Origin of the sequence: Rhodococcus rhodochrous, from assembly GCF_900187265.1 — a bacterium.
GTDB lineage: Bacteria > Actinomycetota > Actinomycetes > Mycobacteriales > Mycobacteriaceae > Rhodococcus > Rhodococcus rhodochrous.
The window spans coordinates 2,012,397-2,032,077 of sequence record NZ_LT906450.1 but is presented as its reverse complement, the minus strand read 5'-3'; the positions used below and the strand labels follow the sequence as shown (position 1 = coordinate 2,032,077).

Here is a 19,681-nt window from a genome sequence, read left to right as displayed (position 1 = left end):
CGCCACGGTGACGGTCGCCTCTTTCTCGGTCGGCGGTGGGAGAGAGCCGGCACGTGCCCTGCTACGTTCGATCACGCTACCGCCCCCTGTCCCCGAGCCCGGATGCTGGACACGATGAACGACACCTCTGCTTCCGATCGCGAACCGTCCGACGACGCCCCCGTCGAGGCACCCGGATCGGACGGGACGCGACGCAGTCCCGCTCTGATCGCCACGGCGATCGCACTGCCCGTCGCTCTGCTGGTCGGCGTGGTGGTCGCGGCCGTGATCGTGTCGCAGTCACCGGTGAACACGCCGGTCGGCCTCGGTCCCGTGCCCGCTCCGGAAGCAGAATCCGAATCCTGCTCGCAGTTGCTCGACGCGCTGCCGGAGGAGCTCGGCGACTACACACGCGCCGAACTGGCCGATCCGGCACCGGTGGGTGCGGCGGCCTGGCAGTCGGGCGACGGCGAGGAGGTCGTCCTGCGCTGTGGTCTCGACCGGCCCGAGCAGTTCGACCAGGCGGCGGCGCTGCAGGTGATCGACGACGTGCAGTGGTTCGAGGTGTCGGGAGCCGAGCAGGGTATCCCGGCGAGCACGTGGTTCGCCGTCGACCGTCCGGTCTACGTGGCGCTGACCGTGCCCGACGGATCCGGGCCCACCCCGCTGCAGGACATCACGGCGACGATCTCGGCCACACTCCCGCAGCAGGAGATCGATCCGGCGCCGATCCGCTGAGCGGGATCGACCCCGCCGTCTTCACTACGACCCACGAACGAAGGTCGGCCCCGGCACCGTGGTGTGGTGCCGGGGCCGACCGTGTTCGTCGCCGCGTCGATCAGGACGCGTGCATGGTCCCCGTGCGCTGGTAGCGCTCGTGGAAGGAGAACGCCTCACCGAGCAGGTGCGGGGTGTGACCTGCTCCGGGAGTCGCTTCGGCGCGCTCGATGTAGTCGAGCAGTTCGGCGCGGTAGTCGGGATGCGCGCAGCGCTCCACGACGACCCGCGACCGACGGCGGGGAGACAGGGCACGCAGATCGGCGAGACCCTGTTCGGTCACGATGACCTGCACGTCGTGCTCGGTATGGTCGACGTGCGGCACCATGGGGACGATCGACGAGATCGCACCGTCGCGGGCCGTCGACGGGCTCAGGAACATCGACAGGTAGCCGTTGCGCGCGAAGTCGCCGGAGCCGCCGATGCCGTTCATGATGCGGGTGCCCATCACGTGGGTGGAGTTGACGTTGCCGTAGACGTCGGCCTCGAGCATGCCGTTCATGGCGATGATGCCGAGTCGGCGCACGATCTCGGGATGGTTGCTGATCTCCTGCGGCCGCAACATGATGTGCTCGCGGTAGAAGTCGATGTTCTCGACGAAGTCGTTCAGTCCCGCTTCGGACAGCGCGAGGGCGGTCGCGGAGGCGAACCGGACGGTGCCGTGCTTGACGAGGTCGAGCATGCCGTCCTGGATGACCTCCGAGTAGCAGGTCAGTCCCCGGTACGGTCCGCTGTCGAGACCGGCGAGCACGGCGTTGGCGACGTTGCCGACACCCGACTGCAGCGGGAGCAGCGTGTCGGCGGGCAACCGTCCCGCGGCGACCTCGTGCGCGAAGAAGTCGAGGACGTGGTCGGCGATGGCCCGGCTGGTGGCGTCCGGAGCCGTGAGCGGGGTCGCGCTGTCGGGACGGTCGGTCTCGACGACCGCGACGACGCGTTCCGGATCGATCCGGAAGTAGGGCTGTCCGATGCGGTCCTCGACGTCGGTGAGGTCGATCGGGCGACGGTTGGGGGGAAGTGCGGTGCCGTAGTAGACGTCGTGCACGCCGTCCATGGCGGCGGGGATCCACGAGTTGACCTCGAGGATCACCTTCTCGGCGACGTCGAGCCAGGTCTTGTTGTTGCCGATGGAGGTGGCGGGGATCAGCTCACCCGTCTCGGTGATGCCGGAGATCTCGACGACTGCGACGTCGACGTGTCCGTAGTAGCCCTCCCAGACCTGCTGGGCGACGTGCGACAGGTGGATGTCGACGTAGTCCATGCGGCCTTCGTTGATCCGTCCGCGGGCGGTGGGCTCCGCCTGGTACGGCATACGCAGCGCGATTCCGTCGACGTCGGCGAGCATGCGTTCGGTGTCGGAGGCGACCGACGCCCCGGTGAGCAGGTTGATCCGGAAGTCGCCGCCGGTCGCCCGCGTGCGCCGGATGTGTTCGGCGAGGGCCGGGGTCACGGCCTTCGGGGTGCCTGCGCTCGCGAAGCCGCTGATGGCGACCGTGTCGCCGGGGCGGATCCACTGGACGGCGTCCTGCGCCGACACGATCTTCTTGCGGTAGGTCTCATGACGTACCCGAGCCTCGGCCGGGGTCACGACGACCGACTCCACAGACGGTGCTGCGGGGGATGAAAGGGCTGCGTACATGACGACGACCATAGCGGCGCGGATGATCCGCTCGTCACACTCGGGCCGGACCGGCGATCGCCGTCACCAATTTGGACACAGAGTGTCACGAGTCGCACTCCAAGATCGATGTAATCGGAAGTTGTTGTTCCGCAAGATTTTACACGATGATTTCCGCCACGCGGACTGACACTGGGTGCCACCACCTTTCGTGCGAGCCGCTCCGCCGCCATCTCTACGGTATCCCCGTTCGCCGCCGCATCAGTACCGTTCGCCGCCCCCGGAGAACCGTTCACCGCCACCGTGACGGAACGCCGTCGGGCACGATTGCAGCATGACGAACTCGACCGACCTGTTGCGCGACGATGCCGAGCACCTTCTCCGCGAGCTGGCAGGCCCCGATGCCCGGCTCCGCGACGACCAATGGGTCGCCATCGAAGCGCTCGTGGTGCATCGCCGCCGCGCCCTCGTCGTCCAGCGCACGGGCTGGGGGAAGTCGGCCGTCTACTTCATCTCCGCGAAGCTGCTGCGCCGCCAGGGCAGGGGCCCCACGGTGATCGTCTCGCCGCTGCTCGCCCTGATGCGCAACCAGGTCGCGGCCGCCGAGCGGGCCGGGGTCCACGCCGCCACGATCAACTCCGGCAACGTCACGGAATGGTCGGCGATCCACGAGCGGATCGCGGCGGGAGAGGTCGACGTCCTCCTCGTCAGCCCCGAGCGCCTGAACAACCCCGACTTCCGCGACCAGGTGCTGCCGTCCCTCGCCCGCGACGCCGGACTGGTGGTCGTCGACGAGGCGCACTGTGTGTCGGACTGGGGACACGACTTCCGGCCCGACTACCGCCGCATCCGCACCCTCGTCGCCGAGCTCGGCGACGACATCCCGGTGCTGGCGACGACCGCGACCGCCAACGACCGGGTGGTCGCCGACATCGCCGCCCAGCTCGGTGTCGGCGGGAGCAGCGACCTCGGTGGAAGCAGCAGTGCCGGTTCCGGCGGCACGCTCGTACTGCGCGGCGGTCTCGACCGTCCGTCGCTGCACCTATCGGTGGTGCGGATCGACGAACCGGCACGACGCGCGGCGTGGCTCGCGCAGCATCTGAAGGATCTGCCGGGCTCGGGCATCGTGTACGCGCTGACGGTCTCCGCCGCCCGCGACCTCGCGGCGCTGCTCACCGACCACGGCTATGCAGTGGCGGCATACACCGGTCAGACCGAACCGACCGAGCGTGAACAGCTCGAGGCGGATCTCCTCGACAACAAGGTCAAGGCGCTCGTCGCGACCTCGGCGCTCGGCATGGGCTTCGACAAGCCCGATCTCGGCTTCGTGGTGCACCTCGGCGCCCCCTCGTCCCCGATCTCCTACTACCAGCAGGTCGGGCGTGCGGGTCGCTCCACCGAGCGCGCCGAGGTGGTTCTGCTCCCCGGCCCGGAGGACCGCCGGATCTGGCAGTGGTTCGCCTCGGTCGCCTTCCCGGACGAGGCGCTCGTACGACGCGTGATCGCAGCGCTCGATACCGAACGGCCGGTATCGACACCCGCCCTCGAACCGCGGGTCGACCTCACGCGCTCCCGCCTGGAGATGGTCCTCAAGGTCCTCGACGTGGACGGAGCGGTGAAGAGGGTCAAGGGCGGCTGGATCGCCACCGGGCAGCCCTGGACGTACGACGAGGAGCGCTACGGGCGCCTCGAGGAGGCCCGCGCCGCGGAACAGGAGGCGATGCTCGAATACGAGCGCACCACCGAATGCCGCATGGTCTTCCTCCGCCGTCAGCTCGACGATCCCGATCTCGACACCCGGAGCCCCGGTTGCGGCCGGTGTGACAACTGCATCGGTTCCCGGTGGGAGACGTCCGTCGGCGACGACGAGGTCGCCCGGACCCGCGCCCGGCTCGAACGCCCCGGTGTGGATCTGCCGCCGCGCCGGCAGTGGCCCACGGGGATGTCGACCCTCGGGATCCCGCTGTCCGGCCGGATCACGGACGGTCCGCGCCCCGGGCGCGTGCTGGGCCGGCTGTCGGATCTGGGATGGGGACCGCGACTGCGCGAACTGCTCGACGGACCGGACCGCGAAGCGCCGAAGGCGGTGGTCGACGCGTCGATCGCGGTGCTCGCGGCGTGGGACTGGGAGGACCGGCCCACCGCCGTCATGGCCATGGACTCCCCCACACACCCCCTGCTCGTCAAGTCACTTGCGTCCCGATTGGCACAAATCGGACGATTACGAGATCTAGGTGTATTGCGACGCCGAAGCGGGAATACGGAGCCGACGGCAGCGAACTCGGCATATCGGGTCGCCGCACTGATCGACGCGTGGGAGCGACCCGACAACCTCGGGTCGAGTGGTCCGATCCTTCTCGTCGATGCGGTGACCGACACCGGCTGGACGTTCACGATGGCGGCGAGAACTCTCGTCGCCGCGGGAGCCGACGCGGTGTTGCCGTACGCACTCGCGAGCCCGAAGTAATCGCCACGAGGAGGACCGACGTAACATGTTTGTGACCGGCATCACAACATGCGCTCGACCTGCACGGACCACAGGGTTCCGATCCCGATTCCGGACACGGGCGTGATCTCGACACCGGAAGTTGTTAGGTTGAAAGGACATATGAGGCCCGTCAAGGAAAGAAGTACCCCGACCCCCGACTCGGCTGAATCGAATACCGCGACCACATCTCCGGACGTGGCCGCAACCGAGTCCGGTAGTGAGCCGGCTGCAATCGAATTCCGGCGTCCGCGTATCGCCGACGGTAGACGACTCTGGCAGATCGCGCGTGATTCGCAGGTTCTCGACGTCAATTCCGGTTACGCATATGTGCTGTGGTGTCGCGATTTCGCCGACACATCGGTCGTCGCAACGGACGACACCGATCGCCCCGTGGGATTCGTGACCGGCTACCGCCGCCCCGACTCCCCGAACACCCTGTTCGTCTGGCAGGTGGCAGTCGACGCAGACCAGCGTGGACGTGGAGTGGCCGGCCGTATGCTCGACGCTCTGCTCGACCGACTCGAGCCGCTCGGCGTGACCCGTCTGGAAACGACGGTGAGCCCCGACAACGAAGCGTCGATCGCAATGTTCACCGCTCTCGCGCGTCGCCGCGGAACGCATATCACTCGCACCGAGTTGTTCGCGCCCGACGATTTCCCCGATTCACATCTGGCCGAGGATCTCTACACCATCGGCGAATGATCGCAGCGCATGTGCGCGCGACATCTCATAATTCTCGAATAATCACAGGAGGACCACGACATGACCATCCTGGACAACAAGCCCGAGACCACTCGTAAGCCCGATACCTCGATTTTCTCGCACCTCGAATCCGAGGTCCGGAGTTACAGCCGCGGCTGGCCCGCCGTTTTCGACAAGGCATCGGGATCCTGGCTGCGCAGCGAGGACGGCAAGGACTACCTCGACTTCTTCGCCGGCGCCGGAGCCCTGAACTACGGCCACAACAACCCGGTGCTCAAGTCGGCCCTGGTCGACTACATCATGAGCGACGGCGTCACCCACGGCCTCGACATGTACACCGTCGCCAAGCGCAAGCTGCTCGAGACTTTCGAGTCGCACGTGCTCGCGCCGCGTGGCCTGGACTACAAGGTCCAGTTCCCCGGCCCGACCGGCACGAACGCCGTGGAGGCGGCACTGAAGCTCGCCCGTAAGGTGACCGGTCGCGAGTCGATCATCAACTTCACCAACGCTTTCCACGGCATGACCCTGGGTGCGCTGTCGGTGACCGGCAACTCGATGAAGCGCGCCGGCGCGGGTGTCCCCCTCGTCCACGCGACGCCGATGCCGTTCGACAACTACTTCAACGGCGTCACCGAGGACTTCCAGTGGTTCTCGCGCGTCCTCGACGACGCGGGCAGCGGCCTGAACCGTCCGGCCGCGGTCATCGTCGAGACCGTGCAGGGTGAAGGCGGCGTGAATGTTGCTCGCCCCGAGTGGCTTCGCGCTCTGGCCGACCTGTGCAAGGAACGCGACATCCTGCTGATCGTCGACGACGTGCAGATGGGCTGCGGCCGCACCGGCCCGTTCTTCTCGTTCGAGATCGCCGGCATCACGCCCGACATCGTGACCCTGTCGAAGTCGATCGGCGGATACGGAATGCCGCTGGCGCTCACCCTGTTCAAGCGTGAGCTCGACGTGTGGGGCCCGGGCGAGCACAACGGCACCTTCCGCGGCAACAACCCGGCCTTCGTGACGGCGGCTGCCGCCCTCGAGCACTACTGGGCCGACGACAAACTCGAGCGCGACACCCTGCGCAAGGGTGAGCGCATCCGCCAGACCTTCATGAACCTGTCGGACATGTTCGACGGCGTCTCGACCCGCGGTCGCGGCCTGGTCCAGGGCCTGGTCTTCGACAAGCCGGAGGACGCCGACAAGGTCTGCGCCCTGGCCTTCGAAGAGGGTCTGCTCGCCGAGACCTCCGGTCCGTCGGACGAGGTCGTCAAGCTGCTGCCGCCGCTGACCATCACCGACGACGAACTCGAGTTCGGGCTGAACATCCTGGCGGAAGCGACCGCCAAGGTCCGTTCCTGAGCGGTCCCCCGCTCCGCCCGTTCCGAACTCACTTGCAGAAGAAGGACTTTCGACACCCATGATCGTTCGTACGACAGAAGAGATCACCGGCACCGAGCGCGACGTCGTCTCGGAGGACGGCCAGTGGCGCAGCAAGCGCATCGTCCTCGCCGGCGACAAGGTGGGCTTCTCGTTCCACGAGACCACCATCGAGCCCGGCACCGTCAACGAGTTCCACTACGCCAACCACGTCGAGGCCGTGTGGCTCGTCGAGGGCACCGGCAAGCTCCAGGACCTCGACAACGATGTGGAGTACGACCTCGCTCCGGGCACGATGTACCTGCTCAACGGACACGAGCGTCACCGCGTGCTCCCCGAGACGCGCATGCGCATGCTGTGCGTCTTCAATCCCCCGGTCACCGGCCGTGAGGTGCACGACGAGAACGGTGTGTACCCGTTGATCGAGGAACCCGCCTGAGTGCGGTAACCACGTGACCGATGCGGGGCGGACGCTTAGAGTCGAGACCATGACTCCCGAGCGTGCGCCCCGCATCGCTGTCGGCCCCGAGCGCGACCCCCGCTTCGACCGGGCGGTCTCGGGCGGGGGTGGCGTGTCCTGCGGACTCGAGGACACCCCCGACGCGCTCGTCTGGACGGCCGGACCGCAGGACTTCCCCGAGGTCCTTCCCGCCTCCGTCCGCTGGGTGCAGCTTCCGTCCGCCGGTGTCGAGTACTGGCTGTCGCAGGGCGTCGTCAAGGCCCACCCCCGCGTCACCTGGACATCGGCGGCCGCCGCCTACTCCACGACGGTCGCCGAGCACGCGCTCCTGCTCCTGCTCGCCGGCGTCCGAGCCCTGCCGGCCCATCTGGCGGCCACCTCGTGGACACCCGAGAGTCTCGCGCCGGCCATCGGGACCCTCCGCGGCGCAACGGTCGGGATCATCGGCGCCGGAGGTGTCGGCCGAGCACTGATCCCGATGCTCGCCGCACTGGGCGCGCACGCTCTCGCCGTCACCCGCAGCGGCCGTCCCGTACCCGGGGCGGTCGAGACGTTCCCCGTCGAACGTATCGACGAGATATGGACTCTGGCCGATCATTTCGTCATCTCCGCGACTGCCACCCTCGACGTCGAGCGGCTTGTCGGCGCAACCGAGCTCGCAGCGATGAAATCCACCGCGTGGATCGTCAATGTCGCCCGGGGCGATCTCGTCGACACCGACGCTCTCGTCGCCGCTCTCCGATCCGGCGCGATCGGCGGTGCGGGGCTCGACGTCACCGATCCCGAACCGCTTCCCGACGACCATCCGCTGTGGACGCTTCCCAACGCGGTGATCACACCCCACGACGCGAATCCGCCCCCGTTGCGCATCCCGGCCTATCTCGAGCACGTGACCGAGAACGTCACGCGCTTCGCGTCCGGTCTCGTCCCGATCGGGGTCGTCGACCCCAGCGCCGGCTACTAGTCCATGCTTACCGGGCCCGGTTGCCGGGCCACAGCGCTCACCGGGACCCCTCCTCCTGTTTCTCGTCGCGTTCCGCCCATTCCAGGAGCGGATCGAGGGCGAAGACCGCGTCGTCGATACCCGCGTGCAGATCGCCGAGTTCCTCGAATCGCTTCGGCACGGTCCGGATCGTGAAGTCCCGCGGATCGAGGTCGTCGATCTCGTCCCACCGCACCGGGGTGGAGACCGTCGCCTCCGGCACACCGCGGACCGAATAGGAACTGGCTATCGTGTGATCGCGCGAGTTCTGGTTGTAGTCGACGAAGACCGCCGACGGATCACGCTCCTTGCGCCACCAAGCCGTCGTCACGTAGCCGGGCGCGCGTCGCTCCACCTCCCGCGCGAAAGCCCATGCGGCCCTTCGGACGTCGTCGAATTCCCACTCGGGTGCGATCCGGACGTAGACGTGCAGACCGTCGCCGCCGGAGGTCTTCGGCCAACCCACGGCACCGAGCTCGTCGAGCACCTCGTGCGCCACCGTCGCCACGCGCCGCACCCGGTCGAAATCGCAGTCGGGCATCGGGTCGAGATCGATCCGCCACTCGTCGGGCCGCTCCACATCGCTGCGACGCGAGTTCCACGGATGGAACTCCACGGTGGACATCTGCACGGCCCACACAACGTCGGCGAGGTGGGTGACGCACAGTTCGTCCGCATCGCGGTCGTAGCGCGGGAAATGCACCCGCACCGTTTCGACCCAGTCCGGTGCCCCGCGGGGCAGCCGCTTCTGGTGCACCTTCTGCCCTTCGAGGCCGTCGGGGAAGCGGTGCAGCATGCAGGGCCGCTCACGGAGTGCCCGGACGATCCCCTCCCCCACACTCAGGTAGTAGTTCGCGAGGTCGAGCTTGGTCGCCCCGATCTCGGGGAAGTACACGCGGTCGGGGTGCGTGATGCGCACCGTGCGACCGTCCACGTCGAGCTCGACCGCCTCGGAGTCCTTGCTCATCCGCGTCTCCCGTCCTCCCCCTCGCGCCCCGTCCTGTGCACCATCCTGGCCTCTCGATTCCCGTCCGCGCGCGGAAATACACTCCGGCGCACGAATTCCTCCGCGTGGCACGACCGGCCGCTAACGTCGAAACGATGCTGCTGCACACGGTTGTCGACACCTCCGTCGCCGTCGCCGCCACCCGGTCTCGACGCACCAAGATCGATCTGCTGCGGGAACTGCTCGACCGCGCCGAACCCCACGAGGTCGAAGCGGTGGTCTCGTGGTTGTCCGGAGAGATGACCCAGGGCCGTCTGGGAGTCGGCTTCCGCACCCTCGCCGGTCTCTCCGCACCGGTCGCCGACGAGCCGACGCTCTCCGTCGACGACGTGTCCGACTTCCTCGACCGGCTCGCCGGCATCTCCGGCCCCGGATCCACCGCCGCGCGACAGCAACTGCTCCTGGACCTGTTCGGCCGGGCCACCGACGCCGAGCAGCGTTTCCTCGTCGCGCTCCTCGGCGGTGAGCTGCGGCAGGGAGCGCTCGAAGGAGTGATGACCGATGCGGTCGCAGCGGCAGCCGGTCTCCCCGTCGAGCCGGTCCGCCGGGCGGTGATGCTGTCGGGCCGACTCGCACAGGCCGCGGCGGCGGCCTTCGCCGGTGGTGTCGATGCGCTGGCGGAGTTCGGTCTGGAACTCGGCCGGCCTGTCCGGCCGATGCTCGCCTCGCCCGCCGAGTCGCTCGGGGCGGCACTCACCGAGTTCGACGGGGCGGTGAGCGTGGAGTACAAACTCGACGGCGCACGCATCCAGGTGCACCGCCACGAGGACGCCGTGTGGATCTTCACCCGCACGCTGCGCGACATCACCGCGTCGGTCCCCGAACTGGTCGAACTCGTCCGGGCGCTGCCGTGCCGCAGTGTCGTGCTCGATGGCGAGACGCTCGCGCTCACCGATTCCGGCCGTCCCCGCCCGTTCCAGGAGACCATGAGCCGGTTCGGTGCCCGCTCCGAACGCGAACTGCTCCTCCACCCGTACTTCTTCGACTGCCTGCACCTCGACGGCGACGACCTGCTCGACGAACCGCTGTCGGTGCGTCTCGACCATCTCGCCCGCGTCGCGGGTGAACACCGGATCCCGACGCTGGTCGCTCCGGACGCCGACAGCGCCGAGACACATCTCGGTGACTCGCTCGGCAACGGTCACGAGGGTGTGATGGTGAAGTCGCTCACGTCGACCTACACCGCCGGACGCCGAGGCCGGGCGTGGCAGAAGGTCAAACCCGAGCACACCCTGGATCTCGTGGTGCTCGCCGCCGAGTGGGGTTACGGGCGCCGCACCGGCTTCCTGTCCAACTTGCACCTCGGTGCCCGCGACCCGGACGGTGGTCCGCCGATCATGGTCGGGAAGACGTTCAAAGGACTCACCGACGCTCTGCTGCAGTGGCAGACAGAGGAATTCCCACGCTACGAGACCCACCGCGACGAGCACACCGTTCACCTGCGACCCGCGATCGTCGTCGAGATCGAACTCGACGGAGTACAGACCAGCACCCGATATCCGGGCGGCGTGGCCCTGCGCTTCGCACGGGTGCTGCGGTACCGGCCCGACAAATCGGCCGCCGACGCCGACACGATCGATGCGGTCCGCGCACTGCTGCCCGCAGCGCCGGTTCCCGGAACCGGCCTACCGTAGATGGGGTGATCGACGTTCCACTCCGTTCCGACGACCTGCCCACGCTCCTGCACGGCCGTCGGATCGCTGTTCTCACCGGTGCCGGACTGTCGACGGACTCCGGTATCCCCGACTATCGCGGCCCCGACTCGCCGCCCCGCAACCCGATGACCTACCAGCAGTTCGTCGGCGACGCGGAGTTCCGGCAACGCTACTGGGCGCGCAACCATGTCGGCTGGAAGCACATGGACGCCGCCCGCCCCAATGCCGGGCACCGGGCACTCGCGGCCCTCGAACACGTTGGCTCCGTCGTCGGCGTGATCACCCAGAACGTCGACCTGCTGCACACGAAGGCCGGCAGCCGACGGGTCGTCGACCTGCACGGCACCTACGCGCAGGTCCGATGCCTGTCGTGCGAACATCGCATCTCGCGGTTCACGCTGCACGAGCGGCTGTGCGCGGCCAATCCGGGATTCGACGACCGGATGCGCGCGACAACCGGTCTCGAGGTCGCCCCGGACGCGGACGCGGTAGTCACCGACACCGAGGACTTCGTCGTCGTCGGCTGCGACCGCTGCGGCGGGATGCTCAAACCCGACATCGTGTACTTCGGGGAGACGGTGCCGCGCCCGCGCGTCGATCTCGCCTACTCGGTGGTCGACGGGGCCGACGCACTGCTGGTGGCCGGGAGTTCACTGACGGTGCAGTCGGGGCTGCGGTTCGTACGGCGCGCCGCGCAGCGGAACATCCCGGTGGTGGTGATCAACCGTGGTCCCACGCGCGGAGATGTGCTGGCGACCCTCAAGCTCGAGGCGGGTACCTCGGAAACCCTCACCTTCCTGGCCGACGCGGTGACCGCACCGAGCCGGTGACGGCGGCCGGACACCGAGCAGGTGACGACTCTCAGACCACCCGGACGAGGTCGTCGGCGTGCACGACGGGTCGCTGGAGATCCGGCGGCAACTGACCGGTCGAGAAGCCGATCATGAAATCGAGTTCGGACGCGTCGTAGGCCACCACACCGCGCGCGACCGTGCGGCCGTCGGGTGCGACGATGCCCACCACGTCGCCGGCGTGGAAACCGCCACTGGTGCCGGTGATTCCGGCGGCGAGCAGTGAGCGTCGCCGCTCCATCACGGCCCGCACGGCGCCCTCGTCGAGATACAGCGAACCGTGGACGTCAGCGGCGTGCCGCACCCAGAAGCGCCGCGCCGACAGGCGCTGCGGGCGGGCCGCGAAGGCCGTGCCGACGTCGGCGGCGCCCAGCGCACGATCGGCCTGGGAGGCCGCGGCGAGCAGCACCGGCACCCCGGAGTCCGCCGCGAGACGGGCAGCGGACAGTTTCGACGCCATGCCACCGGTACCCAGCGCGCCACCCGACCCGGCGACCACACCGTCGAGATCCTCGGGCGTGCGGACCTCCGGTATGAGGTTCGCGGAGCCCTTGCGAGGATCCCCGTCGTACAGACCGTCGACGTCGGACAGCAGGATCAGCGCGTCGGCGCCGATGAGGTGCGCGACGAGTGCCGCGAGTCGGTCGTTGTCGCCGAAGCGCAGTTCGACGGTCGCGACGGTGTCGTTCTCGTTGACCACCGGCACCGCCCCGAGCGAGCGCAGCCGGTCGAGGGTGCGTTGCGCGTTGCGGTGCTGGGTGCGCCGGCCGATGTCGTCGGCGGTGAGGAGCACCTGGCCCACGGTGCGGTCGTAGCGGGCGAAGGAGGTGCCCCAGGCGTGGGCGAGGGTGAGCTGCCCGACGCTGGCCGCGGCCTGCTTCGTCGCGAGATCACGCGGCCGGCTCGTGAGGCCGAGCGGTGCGAGCCCGGCACCGACCGCACCCGAGGAGACCACGACGACACTCGAGCCCGTGCGGATCCGGGACTCGATGGCGTCGACGAGACGATCGAGCCGGCCACGGTCGAGCCCGCCCACCAGGCTCGTGATCGCCGACGAGCCGATCTTGACCACTACGCTGCGGGCGTGGGAGACGACCTCCCGGGTGTCGCTCATGTTCTCCTCGGTACGCTTCGGGCTTCCTGAACGGTGGGTACGCGGGGCCGGTTACTCGAACTCGTCGTCGGTGGCCAGACCGCGGCGCACCTTCTTCGCGTGGCGACGCTCGGCGGCGCCGATGCGGTCGACCTGGTCGAGACGGGCGTCCGTGCCGCGACCGGTGGGCACGACGTCCACGCCGGCCTGCGTCTGCGGTTCCCACTCGAAGGCGACCTCGCCGATGGTGACCCAGCATCCGGGTTCCGCGCCGAGCTTGACGAGCTTGTCCTCGACGCCGAGACGTGCGAGACGGTCGGCGAGATAACCGACGGCCTCGTCGTTGTCGAAGGCCGTCTGACGCACCCACCGCTCGGGACGGGTGCCCCGCACGATGAATCCGCCGGGCACCTCGGGATCGCGGACCACGGTGAAGGCTTCCTCGTCGCGGGCGACGGGGCGGATCACCGGGCGGGTCGGTGCGGCCGGCGGATGCGCCGCCCGGTACTCGTCGACCATCTTCGCGAGGGCGAACGTCAGCGGGCGCAGCCCGTCGCGGCTCACGGCCGAGATCGTGAAGACCGGCCAGCCACGGGCCTCGAGTTCGGGGGTGACGAACTCGGCGAGTTCCTTCGCGTCGGGCACGTCGGCCTTGTTCAGGATCACGATGCGGGGGCGCTCGGCGAGATCGCCGAGTCCGCTGTCGCCCGACAGGGCGGGCTGGTAGGCGGCGAGTTCGGCCTCGAGCGCGTCGATGTCGGAGATCGGGTCGCGGCCGGGTTCGAGGGTCGCGCAGTCGACGACGTGCGCGAGCACGGCGCAGCGCTCGAGATGACGGAGGAAGTCGAGACCGAGACCGCGTCCCTCACTGGCCCCGGGGATCAGGCCGGGCACGTCGGCGACGGTGAAGGTCGTGTCGCCCGACTGCACCACACCGAGATTCGGCACGAGGGTGGTGAACGGGTAGTCGGCGATCTTCGGCTTCGCGGCCGAGAGCACCGACACGAGCGACGACTTGCCGGCCGACGGGAAGCCCACCAGGCCGACGTCGGCGACGGACTTCAGTTCGAGGACGAGTTCGAGTTCCTCGCCTTCCTCACCGAGAAGCGCGAAGCCGGGGGCCTTGCGTGCCTTGGACGCGAGTGCGGCGTTGCCCAGGCCACCGCGACCGCCGTGCGCGGCCACGAAGCGGGTGCCGGTGCCCACGAGGTCGGCGAGGATCCGGCCGTCGCGGTCGAGCACGACGGTGCCGTCGGGGACCTTCAGGACGAGGTCGCCGCCGTTGGCACCGTTGCGGTGGCCGCCGGCGCCCTGGGCACCGTTGGTCGCCTTGGCGTGCTGGTGGAAGTGGAAGTCGAGCAGGGTATGGACGTTGCGGTCGACTTCGAGGACGACGTCGCCACCGTTGCCTCCGTTACCGCCGTCGGGGCCGCCGAGCGGCTTGAACTTCTCGCGGTGGACGGAGGCGCAGCCGTTGCCGCCCTTGCCGGCGCTGACGTGCAGCACCACCCGGTCGATGAAGCGGGACATGGGTGGACCTTCTCTCGTCCGAAAAAAACATGGTGATCAACGCAACAAGGGCGGGTCAGGGTGTGCGACCCTGGCCCGCCCCTATTGGGAGTATGTCGCGGGAGGTGCTCCCGCGGTGTCCGTTACCGGACGGCAGATCAGGCGTCTGCCGCAGCCGGAACGATGTTGACGGTCTTGCGACCGCGCTTGGTACCGAACTCGACGGCACCGGCCGCGAGGGCGAACAGCGTGTCGTCGCCGCCGCGTCCCACGTTCACGCCGGGGTGGAAGTGGGTGCCGCGCTGGCGCACGATGATCTCGCCGGCGTTGACGGCCTGGCCACCGAAGCGCTTGACGCCGAGTCGCTGCGCGTTCGAATCGCGACCGTTGCGGGAGCTGGATGCACCCTTCTTGTGTGCCATGACGAACCCTCCTGGGGTTGAAGCTCGAAGCTCGGTTTACTTGATGCCGGTGACCTTGACGACCGTCAGCTTCTGACGGTGGCCCTGGCGCTTGTGGTACCCGGTCTTGTTCTTGAACTTGTGGATGCGGATCTTCGGGCCCTTGGTGTGCTCGACGATCTCGCCGGTGACCGAGACCTTGGCCAGCTTGTCGGCGTCGGTGGTCAGTTCGGATCCGTCGACGACGAGGATCGGGGCAAGCGAGACAGCAGCGCCGGGCTCACCCTCGATCTTCTCGACCTTGACGAGGTCGCCTTCAGCGACCTTGTACTGCTTACCGCCGGTCTTGACGATCGCGTACGTTGCCATCGGACGGCTACCCCTTGCTTCTTCGAACGTGCTCGCGCCACAGTGCTGCGGACGCGACTGGTCTGGTGTGGTTGCTGACTCGGGTCCCGCCGGCATCCTGAATCCGGACGCGGCTGGGCACTATCGCCGAGTAGCGACTGAACAAGATTACGGGAAGGTGACTCCCAGGGTCAAACCGGGTGGCACGGTAGTGCCTGCTTCCGGGCCGGTGGTGACCGGCCCGGAAGCGGAGGATCACGCCTCGGCGTCCACCGGAGGTCCGGCGGGGCGCCCTGCGGCACGCCGCGAACGCGGCCGCCGCACGATCTCCACCGGCGTCTCGACCGGTGGGCTCGGCCGGGAGTCCGGCTCGGTTCCGGTCGAGGTGCCGGTCGTCGCGGGGACGACGAACACCTTGGCTGCAGGCCCACCGTCCCCGGCGGGCGCTGCCGCCGCCCGGGCGACCCTGCGTGCCCGACGACGACGCGGAGCCGGTTCTGCGGCCTCGACGGAAGCCGCACCGTCGGCGCTCTCCCCTGCTCCGGAGACGGCCGTCTCGGCCACAGGAGCCTCGGACACGGCCGTGTCGGCGACCGCGGATTCCGCCGCTGCGACCTCTGCCTCGATCTCGGCGGGCTCGTCGGAGGCGGTCGTCACCGTGGTGGCGTCCTCCCCCGCGACGGGCTCCTTCGTCGGCGCGGCGACCTTCTCGGGCTCGACGGCCCGCAGCGGCTCGGTGACCTTGACCGGGTCGACGTCGCCCGCAGGTGCGGACGCCGCCTCGGATGCGGTCTCGGTCGCTGTCGGCTCTGCGGCCGGAGCGTCCGCGGCCGGTGTCGAGTGGTGCGCGGCCATCGCGAGCGCGACGGGGTGCGCGGCACGCTTGACGACCTCTTCGGGCGACGGCGTCGTGTGCGTCTCGGCGGCGGGCTCCTGCGAGCTCTTGTCGCGTCCACGCTTGCGCCGCGAACCGCCGCCGGACGAACGACCGGAGTCGTCCGAGGACTTCGACTCGATCGGCTCCGAGTGCACGATGAGGCCGCGGCCGTTGCAGTGCTCACAGGTGGTGGAGAACGCCTCGACGAGACCGGTCCCGAGCCGCTTGCGCGTCATCTGGACGAGGCCGAGCGAGGTGACCTCCGAGACCTGGTGGCGGGTGCGGTCCCGGCCGAGAGCCTCGGTCAGGCGACGCAGCACGAGGTCGCGGTTGGATTCGAGCACCATGTCGATGAAGTCGACGACGATCATGCCGCCGATGTCGCGCAGGCGCATCTGGCGGACGATCTCCTCGGCCGCCTCGAGGTTGTTACGGGTGACCGTCTCCTCGAGGTTGCCGCCGGACCCGGTGAACTTGCCGGTGTTGACGTCGATGACAGTCATCGCCTCGGTGCGGTCGATGACGAGCGTGCCACCGGACGGCAGCCACACCTTGCGGTCGAGAGCCTTCGCGAGCTGCTCGTCGATGCGGTGCGCACCGAAGACGTCCACCGAGTTCTCCGAGCGGTAGCGCTCGACGCGCGGCAGCAGGTCGGGTGCGACCGTCCGGATGTAGCTCTCGACGGTGTTCCACGCCGAGTCGCCCTCGATGACGAGCTTGGAGAAGTCCTCGTTGAACAGGTCGCGCACGACCTTCACGAGCAGATCCGGCTCCTCGTAGAGCGTCTTCGGCTGTCCCGATGCGTCGGCCTGCAGCTTCTCGGACTGCTCGCGGATCGCCTCCCACTGCGTCTGCAGGCGGGTGACGTCGCGCGAGAGTTCCTCCTCGCTCACGCCCTCGGCGGCGGTACGGATGATCACGCCCGCCTCGGAGGGGACGATCTCGCGGAGGATGTCCTTGAGGCGTTTGCGCTCGGTGTCGGGCAGCTTGCGGCTGATGCCCGTGGACGAGCCGCCCGGCACGTACACCAGGAAGCGTCCGGCAAGGCTGATCTGGGTGGTCAGACGCGCACCCTTGTGACCGACCGGGTCCTTGCTGACCTGCACGACCACCTGGTCGCCGGGCTTGAGGGCCTGCTCGATCTTGCGGGAGTTGCCTCCGAGGCCAGCGGCCTCCCAGTTCACCTCACCGGCGTAGAGCACGCCGTTGCGGCCACGGCCGATGTCGATGAACGCGGCCTCCATGGACGGAAGGACGTTCTGCACGCGGCCGAGATAGATGTTGCCGACCATCGACGCCGAACCGGAGGTCGTGACGAAGTGCTCGACGAGGATGCCGTCCTCGAGCACCGCAACCTGCGTCATGCCCGCGTGGGAACCGCCCGTGCGTTCGCGCACGACCATGACCCGGTCGACGGCCTCGCGACGGGCGAGGAACTCGGATTCGGTGAGGATCGGGGGCCGCCGGCGACCGGCCTCGCGGCCGTCGCGCCGACGCTGACGCTTCGCCTCGAGACGCGTCGAACCGCTGATGCCCTGGACCTCGTCCTTGGCGCGGCTCTTGGGACGCGGCTCCCGCTCGTGGACGACCGTGGGAACCGAGTCGTCGTCGGTGCTCGCGGTGTCGGTGTCGGAGGAACCGCGACGGCGACGGCGACGGCGACGGCGACGGCGACGGGAGGTCCCGCCGCCCTGCTCGTCGTCGGAATCGTGCTCGTCGCTGCTCTGATCGTCGCCCGAGGCGGCCTCGTCGGAGGTGCTCTCCTCGGCGCCGGCGGTCTCCTCCGCAGGAGTCTCCGCGGCGGTGGACTCCGCTGCAGCGGACTTGTCCGTCTCCGCGTCGGAGGACTCGGAGTCCTCGCCGCTCGCGGTGGTCTCGTCCTGCTGATCGGTGTCCGTGCCGTCCCCGCGGCCACGTCCACGACCGCGACGTCCGCGGCGGCGGCGACGCGGCTGGTCGTCCTGGTCCTCGTCCGCCTGCTGCGACGGCGCTTCCTCGGTGGACTCGGCGGCGGCCGGCTCGGCGGTCTGCTGCTCGTCCTCGACCGGAGTCTGCTCGGTGTCCTTGCCGCGGCGTGCGCGACGTCGACGCGGGCGGGTCTCCTCCTCCTCGGCCGGCGAGGGTACCTCGGGCTGGAGGAACAGCGGTGCGGCGACGATCGGCTCGGCCGTGGTGGACGGCTCGGGCATCTCGAACAGCGGCGTGCTCTGCTCCACCGACGTGAACAGCCCGGTGGGTCCTCCGACGGAGGGGATGTCGAGTGCCTGCGGTGCAGTCTCGTCCGCAGTCTTCTCTGCGGGTCGCAAGTCGTCGCTCTCGACCGGCAGGGCCTCGGTGCTCTCCGCAGCCTTCTCCGCGACAGGCTCGGGGGCGGTCTCGACCTCGGGAGCCGTCTGCTCTGCAGTTTCGGGCGCAGTTCCGGCTTGCTGCACGGCAGGCTCGGGCGTGCCCGTGTCGTCGCTCAACGCGGCGTGCAGGTCCTCCGCGACGTCGCGCGGAAGGGTCGAGTGCGCACTGCGCAGCTCGGTGCCGCGCTCGGCGGCCTTCGCAATCACCTGCTTACTGGTCAGCCCCAGCAACTTGGCGAGGGCATGGACGCGGATCTTGGCAGGCAGACCGAGGAGGTTCCGTCCCCCTGCGTCCGACGCTTCGATCGAGTTGTTCTCCGGCGGCTCTTGATCGGCCACGTAGGTCTCCTAAGGCCCCCGGGCGCGTCCACCACCGACAACAGCGATGTGAGCGGCCACGCGGGGGCGCAGCTTGTGTACTCGCGCCGGGTGGGCGCGAGTCCTTCCGGTCTCGCATCGCGCGGTCGTCCGGTGCCCGTTTTCACTGCACGGCCGAGCAATGCCTGGCTTGATCGCGGGTCGAGCGCCGGAACATCCAGCGTGCCGCCGAGCGAGGTGTCTCCTTCGTCCTCGGCCACAGCGATGTCGGGCATCGATCCGTGATGTCGTTCGGCCGCTCCGCACGCGGTGTGTGCGGGGCAACCTCTGCCAGTATCCCACACGGAGATGCACGGATACGCCAACGGCGCCCCGGAGGGCGCCGTCGGCGGTGTCGGGAGGCGCGAAGCGCGACGCCCGAGAGGTATCTCGAGCGACACGCCAGGCGCCGCTCGGTGCGGGGTTGTTACTTCGCAGCCAGGGCGGGGAACCAGAGGGCGATCTCGCGCTCGGCGGACTCCACCGAGTCGGAACCGTGGACCAGGTTCTCTCCCGGATCCAGGCCGAGGTCGCCGCGGATCGAGCCGGGGACGGCCTTCTCGACCGGATCGGTGCCACCGGCGAGCTGCCGGAACGCCGCGATCGCGCGGGGGCCCTCGAGGACCGCGGCCACGAGGGGGCCGCCGGTGATGAACTCGATCAGCGAGGGGTAGAAGGGCTTGCCCTCGTGCTCTGCGTAGTGCGCTCCGGCGACCTCCTCGGTCGCGGTGCGCAGCTCGAGAGCCACGATGTCCAGCCCCTTGCGCTCGATGCGCGAGAGGATTTCTCCGACGTGACGGCGTGCGACGCCGTCGGGCTTGATCAGTACCAGGGTCCGCTCAGTCACGCGACAAGCCTAGAG

16 protein-coding genes are annotated in these 19,681 nt (G+C 69.0%); 8 read left to right on the top strand and 8 right to left on the bottom strand.

Features of this window, described 5'->3' with window-relative positions:
• Positions 1-102: 102 nt before the first annotated feature.
• Positions 103-717, top strand: coding sequence for a DUF3515 domain-containing protein (locus tag CKW34_RS09250; protein ID WP_059381138.1), 615 nt, complete (start codon positions 103-105; stop codon positions 715-717).
• Positions 718-817: 100 nt separating this feature from the next.
• Here the strand turns inward: CKW34_RS09250 and CKW34_RS09245 are convergent, their stop codons facing one another.
• Positions 818-2,359, bottom strand: coding sequence for an acetyl-CoA hydrolase/transferase family protein (locus tag CKW34_RS09245; RefSeq protein WP_059381137.1), 1,542 nt, complete (start codon positions 2,357-2,359; stop codon positions 818-820).
• A gap of 349 nt (positions 2,360-2,708) precedes the next feature.
• Between CKW34_RS09245 and CKW34_RS09240 the strand changes: the two genes are divergently transcribed.
• The 5 genes from CKW34_RS09240 (at position 2,709) to CKW34_RS09220 (ending at position 8,356) form a co-directional block, all read left to right on the top strand.
• A complete protein-coding gene (locus CKW34_RS09240; RefSeq protein ID WP_059381136.1) occupies positions 2,709-4,841 on the top strand; it encodes a RecQ family ATP-dependent DNA helicase in 2,133 nt (710 codons plus the stop codon).
• Positions 4,842-5,057: 216 nt separating this feature from the next.
• On the top strand, positions 5,058-5,564 hold the full coding sequence (gene ectA / locus CKW34_RS09235) for a diaminobutyrate acetyltransferase (protein WP_006551193.1): 507 nt from the start codon (positions 5,058-5,060) through the stop codon (positions 5,562-5,564).
• A 60-nt stretch (positions 5,565-5,624) separates the two neighbouring features.
• Positions 5,625-6,914: a diaminobutyrate--2-oxoglutarate transaminase gene (gene ectB / locus CKW34_RS09230; protein ID WP_059381135.1), complete on the top strand. Its 1,290-nt coding sequence runs from the start codon at positions 5,625-5,627 to the stop codon at positions 6,912-6,914.
• 58 nt (positions 6,915-6,972) lie between these two features.
• The gene (locus CKW34_RS09225; protein WP_059381134.1) at positions 6,973-7,371 is read left to right on the top strand and encodes an ectoine synthase; all 399 of its coding nucleotides are present in this window, start codon (positions 6,973-6,975) and stop codon (positions 7,369-7,371) included.
• A gap of 49 nt (positions 7,372-7,420) precedes the next feature.
• Entirely contained in the window at positions 7,421-8,356 is a 936-nt protein-coding gene (locus tag CKW34_RS09220) for a D-isomer specific 2-hydroxyacid dehydrogenase family protein (protein ID WP_059381133.1), read from the top strand.
• Positions 8,357-8,393: 37 nt separating this feature from the next.
• On the opposite strand, the gene ligD is transcribed toward CKW34_RS09220, so the two are convergent.
• Complete coding sequence (gene ligD / locus CKW34_RS09215; RefSeq protein WP_059381132.1) at positions 8,394-9,341, bottom strand: non-homologous end-joining DNA ligase; 948 nt, start codon at positions 9,339-9,341, stop codon at positions 8,394-8,396.
• 134 nt (positions 9,342-9,475) lie between these two features.
• On the opposite strand from ligD, the gene CKW34_RS09210 reads away from it, so the two are divergent.
• Both CKW34_RS09210 and CKW34_RS09205 read left to right on the top strand, forming a co-directional pair.
• Positions 9,476-11,014, top strand: a complete 1,539-nt coding sequence (locus tag CKW34_RS09210; protein WP_059381131.1) for an ATP-dependent DNA ligase — start codon at positions 9,476-9,478, stop codon at positions 11,012-11,014.
• Positions 11,015-11,019: 5 nt separating this feature from the next.
• Complete coding sequence (locus CKW34_RS09205; RefSeq protein ID WP_059381130.1) at positions 11,020-11,865, top strand: NAD-dependent protein deacetylase; 846 nt, start codon at positions 11,020-11,022, stop codon at positions 11,863-11,865.
• A 31-nt stretch (positions 11,866-11,896) separates the two neighbouring features.
• On the opposite strand, the gene proB is transcribed toward CKW34_RS09205, so the two are convergent.
• The 6 genes from proB to ndk form a co-directional block, all read right to left on the bottom strand.
• Positions 11,897-13,000 (bottom strand): glutamate 5-kinase, encoded by a 1,104-nt coding sequence (gene proB, locus CKW34_RS09200; protein WP_059381129.1) that lies wholly within the window; start codon positions 12,998-13,000, stop codon positions 11,897-11,899.
• A gap of 51 nt (positions 13,001-13,051) precedes the next feature.
• Entirely contained in the window at positions 13,052-14,509 is a 1,458-nt protein-coding gene (obgE, locus tag CKW34_RS09195) for a GTPase ObgE (protein ID WP_059381128.1), read from the bottom strand.
• 137 nt (positions 14,510-14,646) lie between these two features.
• Positions 14,647-14,910, bottom strand: coding sequence for a 50S ribosomal protein L27 (rpmA, locus tag CKW34_RS09190; protein ID WP_006551184.1), 264 nt, complete (start codon positions 14,908-14,910; stop codon positions 14,647-14,649).
• Positions 14,911-14,946: 36 nt separating this feature from the next.
• Positions 14,947-15,258, bottom strand: a complete 312-nt coding sequence (rplU, locus tag CKW34_RS09185) for a 50S ribosomal protein L21 (protein ID WP_059381127.1) — start codon at positions 15,256-15,258, stop codon at positions 14,947-14,949.
• A 234-nt stretch (positions 15,259-15,492) separates the two neighbouring features.
• Positions 15,493-18,801, bottom strand: a complete 3,309-nt coding sequence (locus tag CKW34_RS09180) for a translation initiation factor IF-2 N-terminal domain-containing protein (RefSeq protein WP_059381126.1) — start codon at positions 18,799-18,801, stop codon at positions 15,493-15,495.
• A gap of 445 nt (positions 18,802-19,246) precedes the next feature.
• Positions 19,247-19,666, bottom strand: coding sequence for a nucleoside-diphosphate kinase (gene ndk / locus CKW34_RS09175; RefSeq protein ID WP_006551181.1), 420 nt, complete (start codon positions 19,664-19,666; stop codon positions 19,247-19,249).
• Positions 19,667-19,681 lie beyond the last annotated feature (15 nt).